Origin of the sequence: Chelatococcus sp. GCM10030263, assembly GCF_042666455.1 — a bacterium.
In the GTDB taxonomy this organism is placed as follows: Bacteria; Pseudomonadota; Alphaproteobacteria; order Rhizobiales; family Beijerinckiaceae; genus Chelatococcus.
In genome coordinates this window covers 43,759-63,885 of sequence record NZ_JBHTDB010000008.1, presented here as the reverse complement: position 1 = coordinate 63,885, position 20,127 = coordinate 43,759, and the positions used below count along the sequence as shown (strand labels likewise).

Annotated in this window: 21 protein-coding genes; 13 read left to right on the top strand and 8 right to left on the bottom strand. The window is 64.9% G+C overall.

Annotated elements, in window-relative coordinates; translation table 11 throughout:
* Nucleotides 1-9 precede the first annotated feature (9 nt).
* Both ACFQU1_RS17835 and ACFQU1_RS17830 read right to left on the bottom strand, forming a co-directional pair.
* The gene (locus ACFQU1_RS17835; RefSeq protein ID WP_378135101.1) at nt 10-1,464 is read right to left on the bottom strand and encodes an amidase; all 1,455 of its coding nucleotides are present in this window, start codon (nt 1,462-1,464) and stop codon (nt 10-12) included.
* The gene (locus ACFQU1_RS17830) at nt 1,454-1,732 is read right to left on the bottom strand and encodes a hypothetical protein (RefSeq protein WP_378135099.1); all 279 of its coding nucleotides are present in this window, start codon (nt 1,730-1,732) and stop codon (nt 1,454-1,456) included. Before ACFQU1_RS17830 ends, ACFQU1_RS17835 begins: the two co-directional genes overlap by 11 nt.
* A gap of 294 nt (nt 1,733-2,026) precedes the next feature.
* Here ACFQU1_RS17830 and ACFQU1_RS17825 point away from each other — a divergent pair, with 294 nt between their 5' ends.
* The 9 genes from ACFQU1_RS17825 to ACFQU1_RS17785 all read left to right on the top strand — a co-directional run bounded on the left by ACFQU1_RS17825 (nt 2,027) and on the right by ACFQU1_RS17785 (nt 11,285).
* Nucleotides 2,027-3,871: a glycoside hydrolase family 15 protein gene (locus ACFQU1_RS17825; protein ID WP_378135097.1), complete on the top strand. Its 1,845-nt coding sequence runs from the start codon at nt 2,027-2,029 to the stop codon at nt 3,869-3,871.
* A 42-nt stretch (nt 3,872-3,913) separates the two neighbouring features.
* Nucleotides 3,914-4,417 (top strand): DUF1772 domain-containing protein, encoded by a 504-nt coding sequence (locus ACFQU1_RS17820; protein ID WP_378135095.1) that lies wholly within the window; start codon nt 3,914-3,916, stop codon nt 4,415-4,417.
* 204 nt (nt 4,418-4,621) lie between these two features.
* Nucleotides 4,622-5,746, top strand: a complete 1,125-nt coding sequence (locus tag ACFQU1_RS17815) for a sugar ABC transporter substrate-binding protein (RefSeq protein ID WP_378135093.1) — start codon at nt 4,622-4,624, stop codon at nt 5,744-5,746.
* A gap of 62 nt (nt 5,747-5,808) precedes the next feature.
* Complete coding sequence (locus ACFQU1_RS17810) at nt 5,809-7,350, top strand: sugar ABC transporter ATP-binding protein (protein ID WP_378135091.1); 1,542 nt, start codon at nt 5,809-5,811, stop codon at nt 7,348-7,350.
* On the top strand, nt 7,347-8,327 hold the full coding sequence (locus ACFQU1_RS17805) for an ABC transporter permease (RefSeq protein WP_378135089.1): 981 nt from the start codon (nt 7,347-7,349) through the stop codon (nt 8,325-8,327). The genes ACFQU1_RS17810 and ACFQU1_RS17805 overlap by 4 nt, the downstream gene beginning before the upstream one ends.
* The gene (locus tag ACFQU1_RS17800) at nt 8,324-9,316 is read left to right on the top strand and encodes an ABC transporter permease (RefSeq protein ID WP_378135087.1); all 993 of its coding nucleotides are present in this window, start codon (nt 8,324-8,326) and stop codon (nt 9,314-9,316) included. The genes ACFQU1_RS17805 and ACFQU1_RS17800 overlap by 4 nt, the downstream gene beginning before the upstream one ends.
* Before the next feature lie 189 nt (nt 9,317-9,505).
* A complete protein-coding gene (locus ACFQU1_RS17795) occupies nt 9,506-9,715 on the top strand; it encodes a cold-shock protein (protein WP_378135085.1) in 210 nt (69 codons plus the stop codon).
* Nucleotides 9,716-9,907: 192 nt separating this feature from the next.
* Nucleotides 9,908-10,120, top strand: coding sequence for a hypothetical protein (locus tag ACFQU1_RS17790; protein ID WP_378135083.1), 213 nt, complete (start codon nt 9,908-9,910; stop codon nt 10,118-10,120).
* Nucleotide 10,121: 1 nt separating this feature from the next.
* A complete protein-coding gene (locus ACFQU1_RS17785; protein ID WP_378135081.1) occupies nt 10,122-11,285 on the top strand; it encodes an acyl-CoA desaturase in 1,164 nt (387 codons plus the stop codon).
* Nucleotides 11,286-11,320: 35 nt separating this feature from the next.
* Here ACFQU1_RS17785 and ACFQU1_RS17780 read toward each other — a convergent pair whose 3' ends face one another.
* Complete coding sequence (locus tag ACFQU1_RS17780) at nt 11,321-12,361, bottom strand: EscU/YscU/HrcU family type III secretion system export apparatus switch protein (protein WP_378135079.1); 1,041 nt, start codon at nt 12,359-12,361, stop codon at nt 11,321-11,323.
* A 108-nt stretch (nt 12,362-12,469) separates the two neighbouring features.
* Here ACFQU1_RS17780 and ACFQU1_RS17775 point away from each other — a divergent pair, with 108 nt between their 5' ends.
* Complete coding sequence (locus ACFQU1_RS17775) at nt 12,470-13,264, top strand: tetratricopeptide repeat protein (RefSeq protein ID WP_378135077.1); 795 nt, start codon at nt 12,470-12,472, stop codon at nt 13,262-13,264.
* Between the two features lie 38 nt (nt 13,265-13,302).
* Here the strand turns inward: ACFQU1_RS17775 and ACFQU1_RS17770 are convergent, their stop codons facing one another.
* From ACFQU1_RS17770 to ACFQU1_RS17750, 5 genes are all read right to left on the bottom strand, one after another.
* On the bottom strand, nt 13,303-13,734 hold the full coding sequence (locus ACFQU1_RS17770) for a hypothetical protein (protein ID WP_378135075.1): 432 nt from the start codon (nt 13,732-13,734) through the stop codon (nt 13,303-13,305).
* A gap of 9 nt (nt 13,735-13,743) precedes the next feature.
* Nucleotides 13,744-15,033 (bottom strand): type II and III secretion system protein family protein, encoded by a 1,290-nt coding sequence (locus ACFQU1_RS17765; RefSeq protein WP_378135073.1) that lies wholly within the window; start codon nt 15,031-15,033, stop codon nt 13,744-13,746.
* Between the two features lie 188 nt (nt 15,034-15,221).
* The gene (sctV, locus tag ACFQU1_RS17760) at nt 15,222-17,255 is read right to left on the bottom strand and encodes a type III secretion system export apparatus subunit SctV (protein ID WP_378135071.1); all 2,034 of its coding nucleotides are present in this window, start codon (nt 17,253-17,255) and stop codon (nt 15,222-15,224) included.
* A 22-nt stretch (nt 17,256-17,277) separates the two neighbouring features.
* Nucleotides 17,278-18,141 (bottom strand): FHA domain-containing protein, encoded by an 864-nt coding sequence (locus ACFQU1_RS17755; protein ID WP_378135069.1) that lies wholly within the window; start codon nt 18,139-18,141, stop codon nt 17,278-17,280.
* A 96-nt stretch (nt 18,142-18,237) separates the two neighbouring features.
* Nucleotides 18,238-18,426, bottom strand: coding sequence for a hypothetical protein (locus tag ACFQU1_RS17750; RefSeq protein ID WP_378135067.1), 189 nt, complete (start codon nt 18,424-18,426; stop codon nt 18,238-18,240).
* 402 nt (nt 18,427-18,828) lie between these two features.
* Between ACFQU1_RS17750 and ACFQU1_RS17745 the strand changes: the two genes are divergently transcribed.
* Genes ACFQU1_RS17745 through ACFQU1_RS17735 form a run of 3 tightly spaced genes read left to right on the top strand, consistent with a single transcriptional unit; the run spans nt 18,829 to nt 20,121 of the window.
* Complete coding sequence (locus ACFQU1_RS17745; RefSeq protein ID WP_378135065.1) at nt 18,829-19,377, top strand: hypothetical protein; 549 nt, start codon at nt 18,829-18,831, stop codon at nt 19,375-19,377.
* Between the two features lie 47 nt (nt 19,378-19,424).
* Nucleotides 19,425-19,643: a hypothetical protein gene (locus ACFQU1_RS17740; RefSeq protein WP_378135063.1), complete on the top strand. Its 219-nt coding sequence runs from the start codon at nt 19,425-19,427 to the stop codon at nt 19,641-19,643.
* Between the two features lie 49 nt (nt 19,644-19,692).
* Nucleotides 19,693-20,121, top strand: coding sequence for a hypothetical protein (locus ACFQU1_RS17735; protein WP_378135061.1), 429 nt, complete (start codon nt 19,693-19,695; stop codon nt 20,119-20,121).
* The last annotated feature ends 6 nt before the right edge of the window (nt 20,122-20,127 follow it).

Genomic DNA, 20,127 nt, shown 5'->3' with positions numbered 1-20,127 from the left:
TGGCTCGTCTCACTGGAGCAGACCTTGCTCCGCAACCACCCGCGATTCCGCCTCCGCGTTGCCGATTTCGATCGGCGGGCGAAGATGTCCGAGGTCCAGCCGTTCCTCGAGCGCTCGTGCGGCGTCGAGGATAGCATTCTCTTGGAGCGCTGCGCCGGCAAACTGAATTCCTGTCGGTAGATTACCCTGGCCGAGACCGTTGAACACGGAAATTGTCGGCGTGCCTGACAGGGTTCCGGCGAGGTTGAGCGGGCGTCCCGATCCGCGGGGCAGCCCATATTCGAATTCCTCGTCGATCTCGCAGGCCACGACCCCGAGCGACGGCGCGAGCAGGGCGTCATAGCGGCCGGCGAGATGGCCGAAGCTGTCGGCGACGATGCGACGGATCCGTTGGGCGCGAATATAATCATGCGCGGGCAGCGTGGCTCCGGCGAGGCGAAATCCGCTCGCCTTCTTCGCGGTCAGCTCAGCGGTGCCGCCGGACGCGATGAAATCGTCGAAGGCTGCATAGGACTCCGCCGCGCTGATGACCTGCGCGACTTCGGCATAAGGAAAGTCCGGCAGCGACACCTCTTCCAGGGTGCCGATCTCGCTCAGGATGGCGAGTGATGCTTTGAAATTCTGTTCGACCTCGCGATCCGCATTGTCGCAGGCGCCCTCGATAACGCCGAAGCGAAAGCCACGGTCGCGCACGTCTCGGCGGCGATAACGATAGCTTTGCGCGAGGCTTGCCGGGTCGCGGGCATCGTGACCGGCTATGGCCTCGAGCACGAGACCGCAGTCATCAGCGGTCCGGCACATGGGGCCTAGTCGGTCGAGCGTCCAGCAGAGCGTCATGGCGCCGAAGCGGCTGACCCGGCCATAAGTTGCGCGCAGGCCAGCCGTCCCGGTGAAGGCGGCGGGAAATAAGATGGAGCCGCTCGTGTCGCTGCCGATCGCGAAGGGAACGGCGGCGGCGCTCACCGCCCCCGCCGGGCCGCTGGAGGAGCCGCAGGTCCAGCGCGTCACATCCCAGGGATTGGCTGTCGCGCCGGTATGGCAGGCATTGGGGTGATTGTAGCCCATGCCGCCTGCGAACTCGATTGTGGCGAGCTTTGCGACGAGGATCGCGCCCGCATCGCGCAGCTTTCGCGTGACGGTCGCCTCCTCCGCGAAAGTCTGGTCGCGAAAGGGCTGAGCGCCCCAGGTCGTCGGCGCGCCGACGGCGGCGATGATATCCTTGAGGCCATAGGGAATGCCGTGCAGCGGGCCGCGGTCGAGGCCGCTGCGCAGCTCCGCCTCAGCCAGTTCGGCCTCGCGCAGGGCAATCTCGTCCGTGATCGTCACGACCGCATTGATGGCGCGGCCAATCCCGTCGAGGCGCGCGAGATAAAGCCGTGTCAGCTCGACGGGCGAAATCGCGCCGGTCCGCAGCTGCTCGCCGAGCGCCCGGATCGACAGGAAGGCAATGTCGTCATCGCTCACGGGCGGCCATCTCTGGCATGAAGACGGTAAAGGCAGGCTCGTCCGCGTTGCGCAGAGGAAACCGGTGGAGTCTTTCGGCATTGGCCGTCTGGATGGCGACGGCCGAAGTAAGCTCGGTGAGCTGTTCAGCCGAGAGCCCCTGCCGATGTAGGAGCGAGACGATCTCGATCAACTTCGCGTTGAGGGCTGCAAGGGTCGCCGGGTCCATTTGCGGATAGGTATGGCGTGCCGATGCTGCCTGCCCACTTTCAAGCAACCGAGAATGCATGCGAACCTCTGCCGTCTGCGGCGCCGAATGTCCAGAGTGACTATAACGGTTTCACGCAAGGGAATTGATGTCAATCCCCGTCAAGGCAACGTTTTGTTCCTTCTGTTGAAAATGGCCATGGCGATCTCCGGAGGAGCGGCGCGTGCAGCTGTTCTATCGCATTAGAACGGTTGCAAGGGTGAGCGGAAATTCCGCCGCTCATGCTGCCGGCGTTGGCTTGGCCGGGCTGCGACAGTGGCCTCCACGGTTGCTCGTGTGGAACGGTAAGGCGAGCTCGGCCGTTGTGGGAGGGATATGCCCGGACCTATCGAATCCTACGCCCTCATCGGCGACTGCGAGACTGCGGCCCTCGTAGGGCGGGATGGCTCGATCGATTGGCTTTGCTGGCCGCGCTTCGATTCCGATGCCTGCTTCGCCGCCCTTCTCGGGACAGAAGAGCACGGCCGCTGGCGGCTGGCGCCACGGGGTGGACTGCGCCAGACCTCCCGCAATTATTTCGACGATACGCTGATCCTCGAAACACGGTTCGAGACCGATACCGGCGTGGTGCGGCTGGTGGACTTCATGCCGCCGCGCGGCGAGATCTCCGAGCTCGTACGGCTCGTCATCGGCGAGAGCGGCACGGTCGACATGCGCGGCGAGTTGGTGCTGCGCTTCGGCTATGGGTCGGATGTGCCCTGGGTGACGCGCCCCGAGCCGGGAATGCTGCGGGCCGTTGCCGGTCCGGATATGGCGGTGCTGCGCACCTGCGCACCCCTCCGAGGAGAGAATCTGAAGACGATCTCCGATTTCACCGTCAAGGCCGGTGACAGGGTTCCCTTCGTTCTCGCTTATGGGCCCTCGCATCGGCCGTCTCCGCCCGCGATCGATGCCGAGCGCGCGCTCGGCGACACGCGCGCGTTCTGGACGGAGTGGGTGCGCAAGGCGGAATGTTCCGGCCCCTGGGCCGATGCTGTCAGGCGGTCGCTGATCACCCTGAAGGCGCTGACCTATGCGCCGACCGGCGGCATCATCGCCGCCCCGACCACCTCGCTGCCGGAGCAGATCGGCGGCATCCGCAATTGGGATTACCGCTTCTGTTGGCTGCGCGATTCCACCCTCACTCTGCTTGCTCTCATGAATGCGGGCATCTACGAGGAGGCGCGGGACTGGCGCGACTGGTTGATGCGGGCGGTCGCCGGCGCCCCCTCGCAAGCGCAGATCATGTATGGCATCGCTGGTGAGCGGCGTCTGTCGGAATGGCAGGTGAGCTGGCTGCCCGGCTATGAGGACGCACGCCCCGTCCGCATCGGCAACGCCGCCCACGGGCAGCTGCAGCTCGATGTCTACGGCGAGGTGATCGACACCCTCTACCAAGGTTTGCGTGGAGGTCTGCCGCGCATGGACGAGAGCTGGGCGCTGCAGCGCGCGCTGCTCGACCACCTGGAAAAGGTCTGGCGAGAGCCCGACCGCGGCATCTGGGAGATACGCGGCGAGCCGCGCCATTTCACCTTCTCCAAGGTCATGGCGTGGGTCGCGTTCGACCGGGCGGTAAAGATGAGCGGTGAATTCGAGCTCGACGGGGCGGTCGAACAATGGTCGCGGCTGCGGGACGAGATTCACGCCGACATCTGCGCCAAGGCCTACAATCAGAAGCTCGAAAGCTTCGCCGAATCCTATGGCTCGGACAGGCTCGACGCGAGCCTGCTGCTCATCCCCACGACCGGCTTCCTGCCCATCGACGACCCACGCGTCGTCGGCACCGTCGCGATGGTGGAGAAGCGGTTGATGGTCGACGGTTTCGTCATGCGTCACGATCCGGCCGAGACGCAAACAGGGCTGGCGAAAGGTGAGGGCGCCTTTCTCGCCTGCAGCTTCTGGCTCGCCGATGCCTACAGCCTCCTCGGCCGGCACGAGGAGGCGGAGCGCCTGCTCGAGCGGCTGATGGGACTGCGCAACGACGTCGGGTTGCTCGCCGAGGAATATGATCCCCTGGCCAAACGGCAGCTCGGGAACTTTCCACAGGCCTTCTCGCATGTCGCGCTCATCAATACGGTGCACAATCTGAGCCGTGCGGCCAAGCCGGCGGTGCAGCGCGCGCGTCGCAACGGGCAGCCTGGGGAGAGCGCCCGACCGGGCGCCAAGTTGCGGTCGCACTGAACCCGAAAGGATGCAGCGGAACGGCACGAAGGAGCGGTCGCTTTGTCCACGCGCGAGATCGGCACGCCAGGCGGCCCCCGGGACGGGATGGCCTATGAAGTCGTCTTCTCCATTGCTCTTCTGTCGACGGCGCTCGCCCTCGGCGGAGCGCTCGCTCACGCGCTCGAGATGCCGAACAAGATCGGCATGTCGCGCGACCAGTATTTCGTCGTCCAGCAGGCCTATCGCGGCTGGAGCCTGCTCGGCTTTCTGCTCTTGATCGAGCTCGGCTCGATGATCGCGATCGCCGCGCTATCCAGCGAGCCGTGGGTGCGTTGGCCGACGGTTGCCGCAATCGCGTTTCTCGTCGGCGCACAGGCCCTGTTCTGGATCTATACTTATCCCGCCAATGTGGCGACGCAGAACTGGACGGTCGTGCCCGACAACTGGGAGATCCTGCGCCGGCAATGGGAATATTCGCATGCCGCGGGTGCCGGCTTCCAGACGCTGGCAATGAGCTCGCTCATCATCGCGGCGCTGGCGCGGGCTCGATCGCGGAGCCGATGAATGCGGCCGCTTCCGCCGTCTGCGGTGGAGGTTTCAGTTGCGGCCGGAGGTCGCGCTTGCTTGCATCCCTCACCTGGGCCATCAATCGTCTGAGAAGTGAAACATCAGTGGCGCGCCACTGATGCGGCTCGCCTTGATACGCTTGAAGCAGCCTTCCCGGCGTCGCGGAGAGCAACAGCGGCGGCCACCCAGAGGGAGGAAGGCATGTTGAAAGTCTTTTTGTCGACGCTTGTTGCCGGAGCCGCCGTGAGCGTGCTCGCAACCGCTGCCATGGCGGCAGGTCCGAAGGTGGTGAGCGGCCCCGCCGCTGACCAGGAATGTTTCAAGCCCTGGACGAGCAACACGAAGTTCTTCCAGTTCCCGAAGAAAAACGGCCCCTATCGGATCGCGCTGGCCAACGGCTTCATCGGCAATACCTGGCGCATCCAGATGATCCAGACGGCGAAGGCCTATGCCGAGCAGCCGCAGATCAAGGAAAAGTTGAAGGAGTTCAAGATCGTGTCGACCGGCGACGATGTCGCCGCACAGATAGCCGCGGTCGATAACTTCATCAATTCGGGCTATGACGCCATCGTCGTCGATGCGCAGAACCCCGCCTCCTTCAGGCCGGTGATCAAGCGCGCCAATGCGGCCGGTGTCGTTCTGGTCGCCTTTGACAATACCTTCGACAGCGACGAGGCGATCAACGTCAATGTCGACCAGAAGGGGCTCGGCAAGGTCTGGGCGCAGTGGCTCGTCGAGAATATTCCCTCGAAGCAAGGCAAGATCCTCGAGGTGCGCGGCGTTTCCGGCACCTCGGTCGATCGCGACCGTCACGACGGCGTCCAGGAGGTGCTGAAGGCCTCAGGCGGCAAGTGGGAGACGGTGGAGGTGAACGGCCGCTGGGACGACGGTACGGCTCAGAAGGTGGTGGCCGATGCCATCGCCGTGCACAAGCGCTTCGACGGCGTCACGGTCCAGGGCGGGTCGACCGGCACGGTGCGGGCGATGATGGATGCCAAGCACCCCTTCGTGCCCGTCGGCGGCGAGACCGAAAACGGCTTCCGCAAGCTCTGCGCCGCGCATGCCGGCGAGGGGCTGAAATGCATTTCGGCCGGCAGCGGCCCGGCTCAGGTGGCGGTCGCCATCAAAACCGCGATTGCCGCGCTCGAAGGCCAGGTGGTGCCGCAATCGGTCGCGCTGCCGCTCGCCGTCGACAAGGAGTTTGAGGACGGAAAGAATTTCTACTCGAAGGAGTCCGACAACTTCTTCGTCGGCAATTCCTTCCCGACCTGCGGCATCAATTTCACAGCCCAGGAAATCATGGGTCAGACCAAGGACAACCAGTAAGCCTGATTGCGCCGGCGGCAGCGGTTGCCGCCGGCTTTCCTTCATTCAAGCAGGTTGCCGCCTTGACGAGTACCCCTCCCGCCGATCGCAGGCCGTTCCTGGAGCTGAAGCGCATCTCGAAGCGCTATGGCGGCGTCGCCGCGCTGAACGAGGTCGATCTCGCCATCTATCCCGGCGAGATCCACGCCATTCTCGGCGAGAACGGCGCGGGTAAGTCGACGCTCATCAAGGTCGCCTCGGGTGTCACCGATCCCTCCGAAGGCGAGGTCCTGGTTGAGGGCAAGGGCGTCCGGTTCGGCTCGCCGACCGCGGCGATGCAGGCCGGCATCGTCTGCGTGTTCCAGGAGCTCTCGCTCCTGCCGGACATGACGGTCGCCGACAATCTCTGTCTGGTCGATCCCCCGAAACGTGCCGGGCTCATCGACGGCCGCGCGCAGCGCGAGCGCGCCGTGAAGCTCCTCGAACGCGTCGGTTGCGGCGACGTACACCCGATGACGCTCGTGCGCGACCTGCCGCTGTCGCGCCGCCAGATGGTCGAGATCGCCAAGGCTCTCGGCAAGGATCCGAAAATTCTCATCCTGGACGAGGCGACGTCGGCGCTCACGGCCGAGGACGTGGAGCGCATCTATCGCATCATCCGCGATCTCAAGGCGGCCGGCGTCGGCATTCTCTATGTGTCGCACCGCATGCGCGAGATCGAGGCGCTCGCCGATGTGGCGACGGTCTTCCGCAACGGCCGCAAGATCGAGACCTTCACCAAGGGCGAGCGGTCGGTCAACGCCATCATCGGCATGATGATCGGCCGCGACATCACCCACCAATATCCGGAAAAGCCGCAACGCTCTGCGCCGCTGTCGCCGGCGCTGACGGTCGCGAACCTCTCCTGGGGGCGCGAACTCGCGGATATTTCCTTCACGGTCGGCAAAGGCGAAATCGTCGGGCTCGGTGGTCTTGACGGGCAGGGGCAGCGGGAGCTGCTGCTTGCGCTCTTCGGGGTGTTGAAGGGCGTCTCGGGCCGGGTCACGGTCGGTGGCCAGGCCGTGCCGCTCAGCGGCCCGCGGCGCGCCATGGCGGCGCCGCTGCCGATGGCCCTCATCCCCGAGGATCGCAAGACCGAGGGGCTGATGCTCCCGATGAGCGTGCGCGACAATGTCACGCTTGCCGCGCTGCCGCGCATGCAAGGCCTTTTCGGCATCGATGCGGAGAAGGAAGAAAAGGCCGTCGCGCAGGCGGTCGAGCGCCTCAGCATCAAGCTCCCCCATCTCACCGCGCCGGTGTCGACCCTCTCCGGCGGCAATCAGCAGAAGGTCGTCCTCGCCAAATGGCTGATGACCGATCCCGGCATCATTCTCCTCAACGATCCGACCCGCGGCATCGATGTCGGTACGAAGGAAGAGATCTATCGGCTGATGCGGCGCTTGGCGGATGAAGGAGCGGCGATCCTGTTCTATTCCACCGATTATGCGGAGCTCATCGGCTGCTGCGACCGCGTGCTCGTCGTCTATGGCGGGCGCATCACGCGCGAACTCGCAGGCGACGATCTCAACGAACGCGCGCTGCTGCAGAGCGCGCTGAATGTCACGGGGGCGGACAAGGCGGCATGAGCGATTGGCGCTATCGCATCTCCCACAATGCCGGCGTGCTCGCAGCCATCGGGCTCTTCCTCCTGATGTTCGCGACCTATATCGGCAATTATAGCAGCGGGCTCACGCCGGCGGTCGCAACCACCGCCGCCAACAAGGCCGTGTTGCTTGCCCTGGTGGCGATGGCGCAGACCTTGCCGGTGCTGACGCGCGGCCTCGATCTCTCCGTCGGCATGATCTTCGTTCTGGCCAATTGCATCGCCTCGGCCATCGTGGTGGGGACGGTCGGGGAGGGGCTCCTCGGCATGGTCGCGGTGCTGGCCGTCGGGGCCTTGGCAGGCTTCGTCAATGGAGCGATCGTCGTCTGGGGGCGTTTGCAACCGATCATCACGACGCTCGCAACCGGGGCAGTCTATTACGGCATCGCGCTCTTCATCCGTCCGGACCCGGGCGGGGACGTCCAGTCGGATATCGCCGATTTCCTGACGGGGCAGCTCTTCGACACCATCCCGGCGGCACTGGCCGTTCTTCTCGCCGTCGTGCTCGTGGTCTGGGTGCCTTATCGCCGCTCGGTCCTCGGCCGTGCCGCCTATGCCGTCGGCTCGAACGAGCAGGCGGCCTATATGTCGGGCGTGCCCGTGGAGCGTGCCAAGCTCCTCGCCTATACGCTCGCCGGCCTGCTGGCGGCGGTCGGCGGCTTGATGCTGACCTTCAACACCTATTCGGGCGAGGCGTCTGCACCCATCGCCGGCACCTATACGCTCAATTCGATTGCCGCCGTGGTGATCGGCGGAACCTCGCTGTTCGGAGGCTGGGGCTCGGCCATCGGTTCGCTCTTCGGCGCCTTCGTGCTGCGCACGATCGAGGATCTCCTCTTCGTCTTCGATCTGCCGCCCTTGTGGCAGCCGCTCTTCCAGGGCGTCGTCCTGCTCATCGCCGTCAGTCTCGGGGCACTGCGTATCCTGCGCATCCGCAACCGCCTGGAGCTCTTCACGTGACCGCTCTCGACAGCAGGCCGCAGGCAGGCCGCAGCCTCGCCGAGCGGCTCGGGATCGATCGCTCGGTGGCGATCGCCTTCGGCTGCATCCTCGTCATCCTCGCCGGCGGCGCGCTTTACTCGCGCGAGTTCCTCTCGCCGGACTATCTGCTCCAGCAGCTGCAGATCGGCGCCTTTCTCGGCGTCGTGGCCACCGGCGCCATGATGGTCATCCTGCTTGGCCATATTGATCTGTCGATCCCCTGGGTCGTGACGCTCGGCGCGATGATGGCAACCGCCATGGTCGGCTGGGGCGGTGCGGCCGGCCCGGTGCTCGCCATTCCTTTCGGGATTCTGTGCGGCGCGGCCGTCGGTCTCCTCAACGGCCTCGGCGTCGCCTATCTCCGGCTGCCCTCGATGATTTTCACGCTCGGCATGAATGCCGTCGTCCAGGGCTTGATGATCCTGCACACGGGCGGATCGGCGCCGCAGGACCAGGCGACCCCCGCCATGCATTTCATCGCCGTCCAGCGCACGATCTTGGGCATCCCGAATGCCCTCATCGTCTGGGCGATCGTCGGGGCGCTGGTCATCTTTCTCCTGAAGCGGACGGCCTTCGGCCGCAACGTCTATGCCATGGGCAACCGCGAGGCCGCGGCCTATCTCTCCGGCGTCAGCACCAATCGTGTGCTCATCATCTGCTTCATGATCTCCGGCGCGCTCGCCGCTTTCGCCGGCGTCCTCCTGGCGGGCTATTCCAACAAAGCCTACCAGAATATGGGCGATGCCTATCTTTTGCCGGCGATCGCCGCTGTCGTGCTCGGCGGCACCAATATCCTCGGCGGGCGCGGCAATTATCTCGGCACGATCGCCGGCGTGATCCTTATCACGCTCCTGCAATCCATCCTCTCCGTGACCCAGATGCCGGAGGCGGGCCGGCAGATTATCTATGGCGTGGTGATCATCGCGATGCTGCTCATCTATGGCCGCGGGGCGCGCACCAGGGTCTGAAATTTCCGCCCGGTGCAGATCGCCACTTGCCAAATGGCCTTGCTGCGCCCATTTATATCTTATCGTGTTTCGGCCGAACGACTTGGCCTTGCCGTACCCGCGGCCTGCCTGACGAACTTCTCCAAAACATCGATTGAGCGGCTGCGCTCGCGCGCAGTTCTATGAAAACGTACTTAAGGAACGATCCCAATGAATACGGGAACAGTGAAGTGGTTCAATAGTCAGAAGGGCTTCGGCTTCATTCAGCCGGAAGACGGCAGCAAGGATGTGTTCGTTCATATCAGCGCGGTCGAACGCGCAGGCATGAGCGGCCTCGACGAGGGCCAGAAGGTCTCCTTCGACCTCGTTGCAGATCGCCGGACTGGCAAGTCTGCTGCGGAAAATCTGCGCGCCGTCTAAGCGACCGCCAGCACCACACCGCTTGGTCACATCGTGGCGAAGCTCGTGGCTTTTGAAGCCCGCGTCTGGTTGCCAGGCGCGGGCTCTTTTGTAAGATTTACCTCGAACGGGATCTCTGCCGCGTCCTGCCTTCGAGCCGTGACATAACGTTCGGTGCGCTTCGTCGCGCCGACCCAGCGAAAGGGCCGATCGATGTCAGTCTCCAGCAATAACCCGCAGAGCGCCGCACGGGCTATCGTCAAGGAAGAGCGCGCGCGGGAAGGCGCAAAGGCGCTGCAGGACTACGAAGCTGAAAAGCGCGCTGTCGCCGCCAAGACCGAACGCCTGAGAGAGCTTCGACTGGCGAGAGAAGCCGAGGCGGTACCCGCACCGCCCAAGAAGGTGGTCAAAAAGAAGGTTCGCTGATTTGTCCTCCACCATCCATGCCGACGACGGGCATGAAGACATCATGTATCCGTCGGCCATCCCCTTCCTGCTCGTGCATGTTGGGTGCCTCGCCGCGATCTGGTCGGGCGTAACATGGCCGGCCGTCGTGCTCTGCGTGGCGCTTTATTGGCTGCGCATGTTCGCGATCGGCGCCGGATACCATCGCTATTTCTCGCACCGCGCCTATTCAACGAGCCGGACATTCCAGTTCATCCTGGCATTCCTCGCCCAGAGCAGCGCGCAGAAGAGCGTTCTCTGGTGGGCTGCCAAGCACCGGCATCACCACCTCCATTCCGACACCGAGCATGACGTGCATTCCCCCCGGCAGAAGGGCTTTCTCTACAGCCACGTGGGGTGGATCTTCGCGCGCCGGCACGAGAGCGTGGATCTGGCCAAGGTTCCCGATCTCGCCCGTTATCCCGAATTGATGTGGCTGCACCGCTATGAACTGCTGCCGGCGGTCATCCTCGCCGTCCTGTCGTTCCTCATCGCGGGCTGGTCGGGCCTTGTGGTCGGGTTCCTGTGGAGCACGGTGCTCGTCTATCACGCGACCTTCTGCATCAATTCGCTCGCGCATGTGCATGGGCGCAAGCGCTATGTGACGGGCGACGATTCCCGCAACAACTGGCTCCTGGCCCTCTTCACGATGGGCGAGGGCTGGCACAACAACCACCACGCCTATCAGAGCAGCGCCCGGCAGGGATTCAAGTGGTGGGAGGTCGACCCGACCTATTACATCCTGAAGGGGCTTTCCCGACTGGGCGTCGTGTGGGACCTGAAAACGCCGCCGGAAAAAGTGTTGCGCAACGAGCAGCGGCTCGGTTCGCGCGTCATCGACCGTGCGGCCGAGCAGCTGGCCGCCCGTTTCAATCCGGAGCGGATCGCAGTTGCCGTCGCCTCGGCCCTGCACGGGCCTGAACTGTCGGCGTTGCAGGTCAGGCTAACGCGTGCGCGTGATCGCACGACCGAGGTGCTACGCAGCCTGCACCTGCCTCACGTCCCCAGTCGCGACGAGGTCCTCGCGGAGGCCAGGGCGATGTTCGCCAAGACCAGGTCGCTGGAAGACATCGCAGACCGGGCCCATGAGCTCCTTCTGGCGTCTGTCGGTGCGCGTATCGCGCCGTCCGCCGACCGGCCTGCTTAGAGCTTCGCGTTTTCTCGATGCGCGCCGGTCTTTCGTCAAATGAGGCCGAGTTGCACGAGATGGCCGGCAACCGGCGTGAAAAGCGCCGGCGCGATCCGCTCGCCGACCCCGGGACCGGCTGACAGAGACTCGATCAGGCTGTCGTCCTTGACGACCGGCAGGCCGAGGGCTTGCGCTTCCGCGTGGAGCTTGGCCGCGCCCTCGCCGAGGTTCTTCGCGACGATGACCGGCACCGGAGAGTCCTCGCGGTTGAAGCGTAGCGCAATGATCCGCTGCCCATCGCTGATGACGAAGCTCGCCTGGGCGAGACCTGCTGGGCCCTGTTCGGCCATCTCCCGCCGCAGCCGGCGGCGCTCTGCTTGCAGATGGGGATCTCCCTCCATGTCCTTGTGTTCGCGCTTGCGCTCGCTCGTCGTCATGCGCTGATCGCGCAGGAAGAGGCGACGCTGCAGGATCATGTCGGCGACGCCGATGACGAGAAGGAGAAGGACTGCGAGGACTGCAAGCGGCCGCAGCACGGCGAGAAGGCTCGGGCCGAGGCATGCCGGCCCGCAGGGTGGCTCCAGGAAGAGCCTGGGCAGGAAGCCCCCGAGGACCAACACGAAGGTCGACAGCAGCAGAATGATTTTGGCGATGCTTTTGCCGAATTCGAGCAGGCTGCGCATCGACATGAGGCGGCGGAAGCCGCTCGCCGGATCGAGCCGTTCGAAGCGCGGCTGGATCCGTTCCGGGGCGAAGATCACGCCGAGTGTCGCCGACGCGCCGGCAAGAATGACGACGCCGATGGTCGCGAGGACGAGGGGGAGGAGGAATGCGAGGAGCGCCTCTCCCGCCTGTTCGGCGACCGGTAAGGCGCCCGGCCGGGGTGCGCCGCTCTGCACGGCGGCCGTGTCGATGAGCGCGACCAGTCGCCGGTGCAGGGCCGGCCATGCGAGAAATAGATAGAGAACCGTGGCCGTGAGCGTGATACCGGCCACCAGGTCCCGGCTTTGCGGAACCTCGCCGCGTCGGCGCGCGTCCCTGAGCTTCTTTGCAGAGGCGGGATGTTGCTTTTCCTCGGATGAGCCGTCAGCCATGACGCCGTTCTACACGCAATGCGTGTATCAACAGGAAAAAAACAATGGGAGATTGATGGGGCCGGCCGGTTGGTCACAATCGCCGCGACCGAGACTGGAGACGGCCCGATGCGATTGATTCGAGCGGCTGCCCTGTTGTCCACTGCGTCTCTGCTCGCCGGATGCTCCGGAATCCAGTCGCTTCTGCCAGGCTTTGCGGAGCGTCCGGCCCCGCAGTCGCAGCTCACGGGGCTCGCCGCCGATGTCGAGGCGCGGGGCGATGCGGCAACCGCGCTCGCGCTTTATCAACGGGCCGCTACCGATGGGTCGGCCGCCGCGCAAATAAGACTCGGAGAAGCCTATTTGCGCCATGGTCAGATCGCGTCCGCCATCGCAGCCTACAAGGCCGCCCTGGCGCGCGATCCCGGGTCGATGGAGGCTGAGCTCGGACTGGGCTTGGCGGAACTGCGGAGCGGCGATGTCGGGGCGGGGCTCGCCCATCTTCGCGCGGCCGCGCCCAAGATGAATACAGCTGTCGCCTATAACCGGCTCGCCGCCGCGGAGGCCATGGTGGGGGAAGTCGAGGCCGCCCGAGCCTCCTTCCAGATGGCCCTGTCGCTCGCTCCCGGCGACCTCGACCTCAAGACCAATCTGGCATTGCTCGCCGCCGTCACCGGACGCGGCGAGGACGCCATCGCGGGCATGCAGGACGTCGTCCGCGCTGCTGCCGCGCAAGCGGGGCACGAAAGAAACTACGTGCTCGTGCTGGGCCTCGCCGGCCGGGAAGCCGACGCGCGGCGACTGGCGTCGCCGAGCATTCCGAAACGCCAGATCGCCGAGATCCTGGCGCGCGCGAAAGCCATTCGCGCCTTGCGTGATGCCGCGGCGCGCAGCCGTGCGCTCGGCACGGTGACGAGCGCCTAAGAGTCCCCTCGTCTGGCTAGCAGTGCGCCGCATCGCGTTTAGAGGCCACGCCCAGGCTGATCGGTCGACACGTCGGCCGCGGATGGTGGCGCCGGGGGGGTTCTGGGGCGGTCGCCATCGATGTAGCGGCGCGCCGCGCGGGCGGTGGGCGCGGCCGGGGCAGGTGCGAGCCGCCGGCCATGCAGGAGATCCGACCTGCGTTCCACCATCTCTGCCAGGTTATAGGCATTCGCGCATCCTGGCGGCAGCAGCGGGCCGGCGGTCTCGAGAAAAGCGGGCTCCGCGCTGAGGCAGGCTTCGGGAACGACGGCCGCACCCTGGGCCGCTCGCCCCGGCCCGTAGCCGGGAGCCGGTGTGATCAAGGCATAGCGGGGCCTGTAGTCTGCCGGGGGGCTGGCGCAGCTGCCGAGCGCCACCGCCATTCCGGCAAGAAGAGCCCTTGTCAGCCAGCGCCGTTCCAGAGCAGCCATCGATGCCACCTATTTGACGATGAAGCCAACGGCACCGCCTTCGACCTGGGCAGTGCCGTCCGCCGGTCGATCGAGCGGCGTGGCGAGCGTATGTGTGGATGAGGGCGCGACGAGATAGGGCGTGATCAGGATCACGAGCTCGGTCTCATTGCGCTTGAAGCGGCTGGAGCGGAACAGCGCGCCGATGATCGGCACGTCGCCGAGAACGGGGAATTGGTCGGCGCTGTGGGTGAGTTCGCGCTGGAACAGGCCGGCGATGGCGAAGGTCTGGCCACTCGCCACCTCCACGACCGTGTCGGCCCGCCGCACGGTCAATGCGGGCACGTCGAAGCCCTCGATCTTGATACTGCCGGATGCGGAAAGCGCGCTCACCTCCGGCCGGACGCGCAGCGCAATGCGGTCGCCGGGCAAGAGGGTCGGCGTAAAGAGAAGCGATACCCCGAAAGGCTTGTAATCGATGGTGGTGCGCCCGTTGTCCTGGGGCACCGGCACGGGGATCTCGCCACCGGCCAGGAAGCTCGCGGTCTGGCCGGTCACCGCCGTCAGATTGGGTTCGGCCAGTACGGTGACGATGCCTTTCTGCGCCAGCGCATCGATCAGCGCGTTGATGTTGACCGCACCGACCTGCAGGCTGGCCGCCAGACCGCTGCCCGTGCCCGATGCGCCCTTGCGCGACAGGCCGAGCGAGAAACCGCCGGCATTGACCGCTGCCTGCCAGTCCAAGCCGAGCGCCATCAGATCGGTGCGCGACACCTCCGCGAAACGCACCCGCAGATTGACCTGCTGCGACGTCGCGATCGTCGTGTCGTTCAGGGGCGGCATGCCCGATGGTGAAAAGGTATCGGCCACCGCGCCCATATCGATCGCCTCATGGGTCGTGCGGGTCCGGCCGGTGGCGACGACGCGATTGCCGAACAGCGAGATACGGACGGTTGAGTTGGGCTGGAGCCGCGCCTTGGCGTCATTGGCGGGCTTGGCATCGGCGATCACCCGCAACTGCAGGGAGGCTTTGATGGCCTTGTCGGCGGAAGTGGCGATCAGATTGGTGGTGCCGAGCTTTGTGCCATAGACGAAGACAACCTCCGGCGAGACGACCTTGACGTCGGCGATCGTCGGATCCGCAAGGAAGACCGCTTCCACCGGCTGATCGAATTGCAAGAGGCGGCCTTGGCCGATGGCCAAGTCGATCGCCTGCTGCGAAGGGGCGGATATATCGATGCCGAAAGCCTGCCCGCAGGGCAGCAGCATCAGCCACGCCACAACGATAAATCGGATACGGCGAACCAACTGCACGATCATCTGATGATCACCTGCACGATCACTGCACCACCTCGCACCCATCGTCACACGCCGGAACAGCTGGCCGATCCGACTAGCGCTCGCCTGGATTCGATGTCCCGCGGTCGCGACCGGCCCGTCGATACTGCCGGGTGGCATTCCAAAGCATGGATGTGCAATCAGCAATACATTAAATCTGATATACACATCTATGGGTTGAGTTTGACCGTGGCGAGCGTCCGAACCTTGAATTCAGGTGCGATCTCGGTGACCGACAGCACGGGTACGGCCACTTCGTGACGCCGGAGGAGCCGCCACAGAGCGCGGCGAATATCAGGTGCGGTCAGAAGGGCGGGCGCGCGAGGCTCGCCACGCACTCCCGCGAGCTGGCGACTGACAGCCGCCGCTACCCGTCCTGCGAGATCGCGCGCAGACGCCGGGGCATTCTGTCCGCCCTGCGCGGCGCGCCTGAGTTCGGCCTCGATCTCGGGCGCCAGAAGCAAAGCGGGCACGGCACCATTCTGATCCGCAAGCAGGAACGAGATCTGCCGTCTCAAATGTGCGCGCACATGGGCCACGAGCGGTTCCACCTCTCCGCCGCGGCTTGTCGCCAGAGCTTCCAGGATGAGGCGCAGATTGCGCACCGGCACGCCCTCTTCGACGAGGCTGCGCAGGACATTGGCCATAACGGGCAGGGGCGCGAGCTTGCGCGCCTCGGCAACGAGATCCGCAAAACCGGGCTCCATCGCCGCGAGCAGCGCGCGCGTTTCCTGGACACCAACGAACTCTCCGGCATGGCGGACGAGGGGCACATGCAGCATCTCGCGCAGCGCCTCGTGCGGCTCGAGGATCACGGCACCGGTGGAAAAGAGTTGCTCCCGAGCGCTGCTCTCGACCGACAGAAGCCTTCGCCCGAGCGCAGGCGGGCGCCCCTCGAAGGGGATGCCCAGTTCCGCCAGCCGCTCCGGCGTGTCGTCGACGAGAAGCCGGTCATCAGCGAGCTGGCCGTCGGCGATCGGCACATCCTCGAGCTCCAGCAGGAAAGCATCCGCGGCGAGGTTTGGACCGGCCTCGACGAGAATGCGCGGCACGGCGATGCCGAGGTCGTCGGCGATGCGACGGCGCAGGGCCGCCAATTCGGTATGGAGGGCTTCCATATGCAAGCGCGCGCCTAGCCCCTCTCCGAGCAGGAGGCGCAGCCGAGGGCGTAGCCCATCCTGCGGCTCGGCGGCTTCGCCATCCTTTGAGGCGGCCTCCGCCTGATCTGCGGCCGCCCTGCGGCGCATGAGGAGAAGGCCGGCACCAGCCAAGGCCATCGACAGCAGGAGAAAAGTGAAGAAGGGGAAGCCCGGCACGAGCCCCATGCCGAGGACGATCACCGCCGCCAAGCCGAGCGCGCGGGGGAAGCCCAGAAGCTCGCGGGTGATCGAGGCGCCGAGGTCGCTGTCGCCGTGACCGGCGACGCGCGTCACGACTGTTCCCGAGGCCACCGAGATAAGCAATGCCGGGATCTGCGATATCAGGCCGTCGCCGATGGTGAGCAGCGAATAGACGGCAACCGCGTCGGCGAGCGCCATGCCCCGCTGCAGGGTTCCGATCGCCAAGCCGCCGACGAGATTGATCACGATGATGATGAGGCCGGCGACGGCATCGCCTTTGACGAATTTCATGGCGCCGTCCATGGCGCCGTAGAGCTGGCTTTCGCGTTCGAGTTGCGAACGCAAGTCTCGCGCCTCCGCCTGGTCGATGTTGCCGCTGCGCATATCGTTGTCGATCGCCATCTGCTTGCCAGGCATGGCATCGAGCGTGAAACGCGCGGCGACCTCGGCGACGCGCTCGGCGCCCTTCGTGATCACCACGAACTGTGCGACGGCAATGATGAGGAAGACGACCAGCCCGACGGCGAGATTGCCACCGATGACGAAGGACCCGAAGGTGTTGATGATCTCGCCCGCGTCGCCGTCGAGCAGAATGAGGCGCGTCGTCGTGATCGCGAGCGACAGCCGGAATAGCGTGGCGATCAAAATGACCGCGGGCAGGGACGAAAAATCGCTCGGCCGGCCGATGTAGAACGCGACGAAGAGAACCAGCATGCTGCCGGCGATATTGGTGGCGATCAGCGCATCCACCACCACGGTCGGCAGCGGAATGACCATCATGAGAATGGCGGTGAGGATCAGGAGAGCGATGGCGAGGTCGCTGCGCCGCGAGGTCTGAACGAGGAATTTCTGGAGCTGACGCATACAAGCCTCGTTCGCGGGCGCTTCAATAAGTGAGCGTCACCGACTCGCCGGCGCGCGTCAGGACGACGCGGCCTGGTTCAATGGAGGCGATGGTCCAGCCTTCCGGCAGCCTGTCGCCCTGAAAATACGTGACGCCGTCAGCGGTGACGATGAAGGAGCGCGCCCCGTTCCAGACGGCCTTGAGCACCACGGCAGGCTTTTCCACCTCGGCCGCCTCAAACTCGGCGACGAGGGGTGGGGTGCCGGCGAAGGTCGCATCGAACCAGCGGTCGATCTCCTCCCACTGCGCGGACTGCCGCGTCGTGAGCGTGCCGGCTACGACGAGGCGACCTGCCTCCGCGCGCGCATGAAGGGAGGTGAGGCCGGCAGCGGCGAGCCGGGAGTGGAGGGCTGTGAGCGCCGCCTCGATGCGATCCGGCTCCGGGGCGCCGGCCACATCCCTCCTCGCCGCTTGATCGGAGGCAGTCGCTGGGCCCGCCTCCTCTACACTCCCGCCGGTCCTGTCGTGGACCCCGTTCCAAGGGACCAGCCGTGCAGCGAGAACGAGCGCGGCCACGGCTAATGTGGTGACGGCGATCTGCATGGTTCGCGGCCGGGCTTTGGTATCCCTGAGGCGAAGCTCGGCTCCAGCCAGGGTAAAAGTGACGGGCGTCCTGAAGCGTCCGGCAAAGCCCGGCGCGATACGCGTGGTGCCGGCGACGATCACCTCGCCGCCGACTGCCTCGATCTCGAAAGCTGCACCGTCCCGGCGCAAGAGCGCATGATGCGGCTCGACGCCCCGGTCGAGCAGTACGACATCGTCGTCGGGCGCCGAGCCGATGCGCCAGACGGTGCCGTCCAGGCCGACATTGGTGTCGCGGTGAAGCCCGCCGGTTACGTCGAGCATCGGGGGCGCTACCGCTTCCTCTGTCCTGGCTGAGCTTCTGAACATGGGTGCCGTTGCGTCAGCGCGCCTGGTGCCGGATCCGTCGGAGCTCCGCTATCAGCTCGTCTTGGCCGAGCGAGCCGCGTCCATCGCGACGTTATTCTCCGACTTCAGCTTGGAAATCTCCATCTGCTTTTCGAGCACTTGCTGGAAGACGTCCTTCATTGCGTCGATCGCGCCGTCCGACTGAACCGCGGCAGATGATGATGTGGTCGTGCTGGTATTGATCTCGGGTATCGAAGCCATGGATATCTCCTGCACTCTGCCGGCCGCCTGTTGCCCAAGACGTCGACACGCGACGCAAGGCAGCCATGGACGGGTTCGGCCTGTCACGTCCGCGCGCATACGGACCTGCCTTTGCCTGCCGCTAAGATTTGGCTGTTGCAAGTATTTGTCAATTTGGAAGATGCAAGAAAGCAGCCCCGTCGACTCGTTATGCGTAGGATGCATTACATATGCGGGGCTGATATGGCAGCATACGAGAATATCTACGGTGGCCGCTTATGTCGATATCTCTGCGGCGACACCACGATGATTAAGAAATTGCTACAGTGGATGCGAATTGGCGCATCGATTTGAAAGTATGTTTTTACTATGTTGGCCCGGTGTTGTGTCCCGCTCTATGCGGCCGTCGTTTTGATAGTGACGATGCTCCCCGTGCCCGGCTTCGCCCGGCCGGTCGAGCCGACGTGGCCGGTTGGGACCTATGCCTATCTCGTCACTAGCCAGGATATCAGGATCGTTCTCAAGGATTTCGGGCGCCAGATGCGCATTCCGATGGCGCTGAGCGACACGGTGCGCGGCCGCCTCTCAGGGCGCTTGGCGCCAGCAGCCCCCCGCGCTTTCCTGGACAAGCTTTGCGCCTTGTATGGCCTCCTTTGGTTCTACGATGGCGCCATCGTCCATATCGCCAGCATCGACGATAGCAAGACGGAACTCATCAGCCTGGCCACTCCGGCGCCGGCAGATTTCCACGAACGTATGCAGGCCTTCGGCGTGCTCGACGAGCGCTTCCAATTGAAGCTCACGCCCGATCGCCGAGCCGTCGTCGTATCCGGGCCGCAAGCCTATGTCGCGCAGGTGCAGCGGATCGTTGCGTCGGTTGCCGGCCAGCAGAGTGCCTCGCTGGAGACGCGCTCCGCCATGGGCGATGACCCGCGCGTGCGGGTTTTTCGCGGTGGACAGGCGGTGCGGTGAATGTCTTGCCGACTGAGGCTCAAGTCCGACACGGAAGGAGTAGACCGGTGGAAATTTCCAATCCCATAGCTCCGACACAACCGATCACCGAGAGCAGAAGCAGCGCCGAGGCCGGCGAATTTCTGCAGCAGATCGAGAGCGTGGCGCAAGAAAACGAGGCCGCAGTGCAGGAGCTGCAAAGTACCCTCGGAACCGTTTCCATGTCTTTTTTGCAGCCGATCGTCATGGATATTCTCGACCTTCTCAATGAAGAACCCGAGCAATAGCCTTAATACGCAAAATATTTGATAAAATAACCGTCGATTGGAGAGTCCTATGTCGATTTCAACTGTGCCTGCAGCAGTCGCCCAGTTCGATCGCGTGGCGCAGGCGACCGGCGCCACGACCGCAACGGCGCAGGAGGCTGCCCTGTTCAGCACGGCAATCGCAGAGGCGCGGAGCAATGCTGCAGCGACCGCCCCGGCCGATATCGCACCGGCTGAACGCAGCAGCGCGATCGGCGATCAGCTCGACCTCCTTCTCGATCGGATCGGGTTCCTTGATGGAGCCTATGCATCGACATCCGCTGCCGGAGGTGCGGCGGAGCCGCGCGCCGGTGCTTCAACGCTGCAGTCGGGCTCTGCGATCGTCGATCAAACGATGGCAACCTTTGGCGAGATCCTGAACGTCTCCGTCGCGGCGACGCTTGTTGTGCGCGGCACGAGCCAGCTCACGACAACGGCGAACCAACTGGCCCGCGGCTGATCGAAA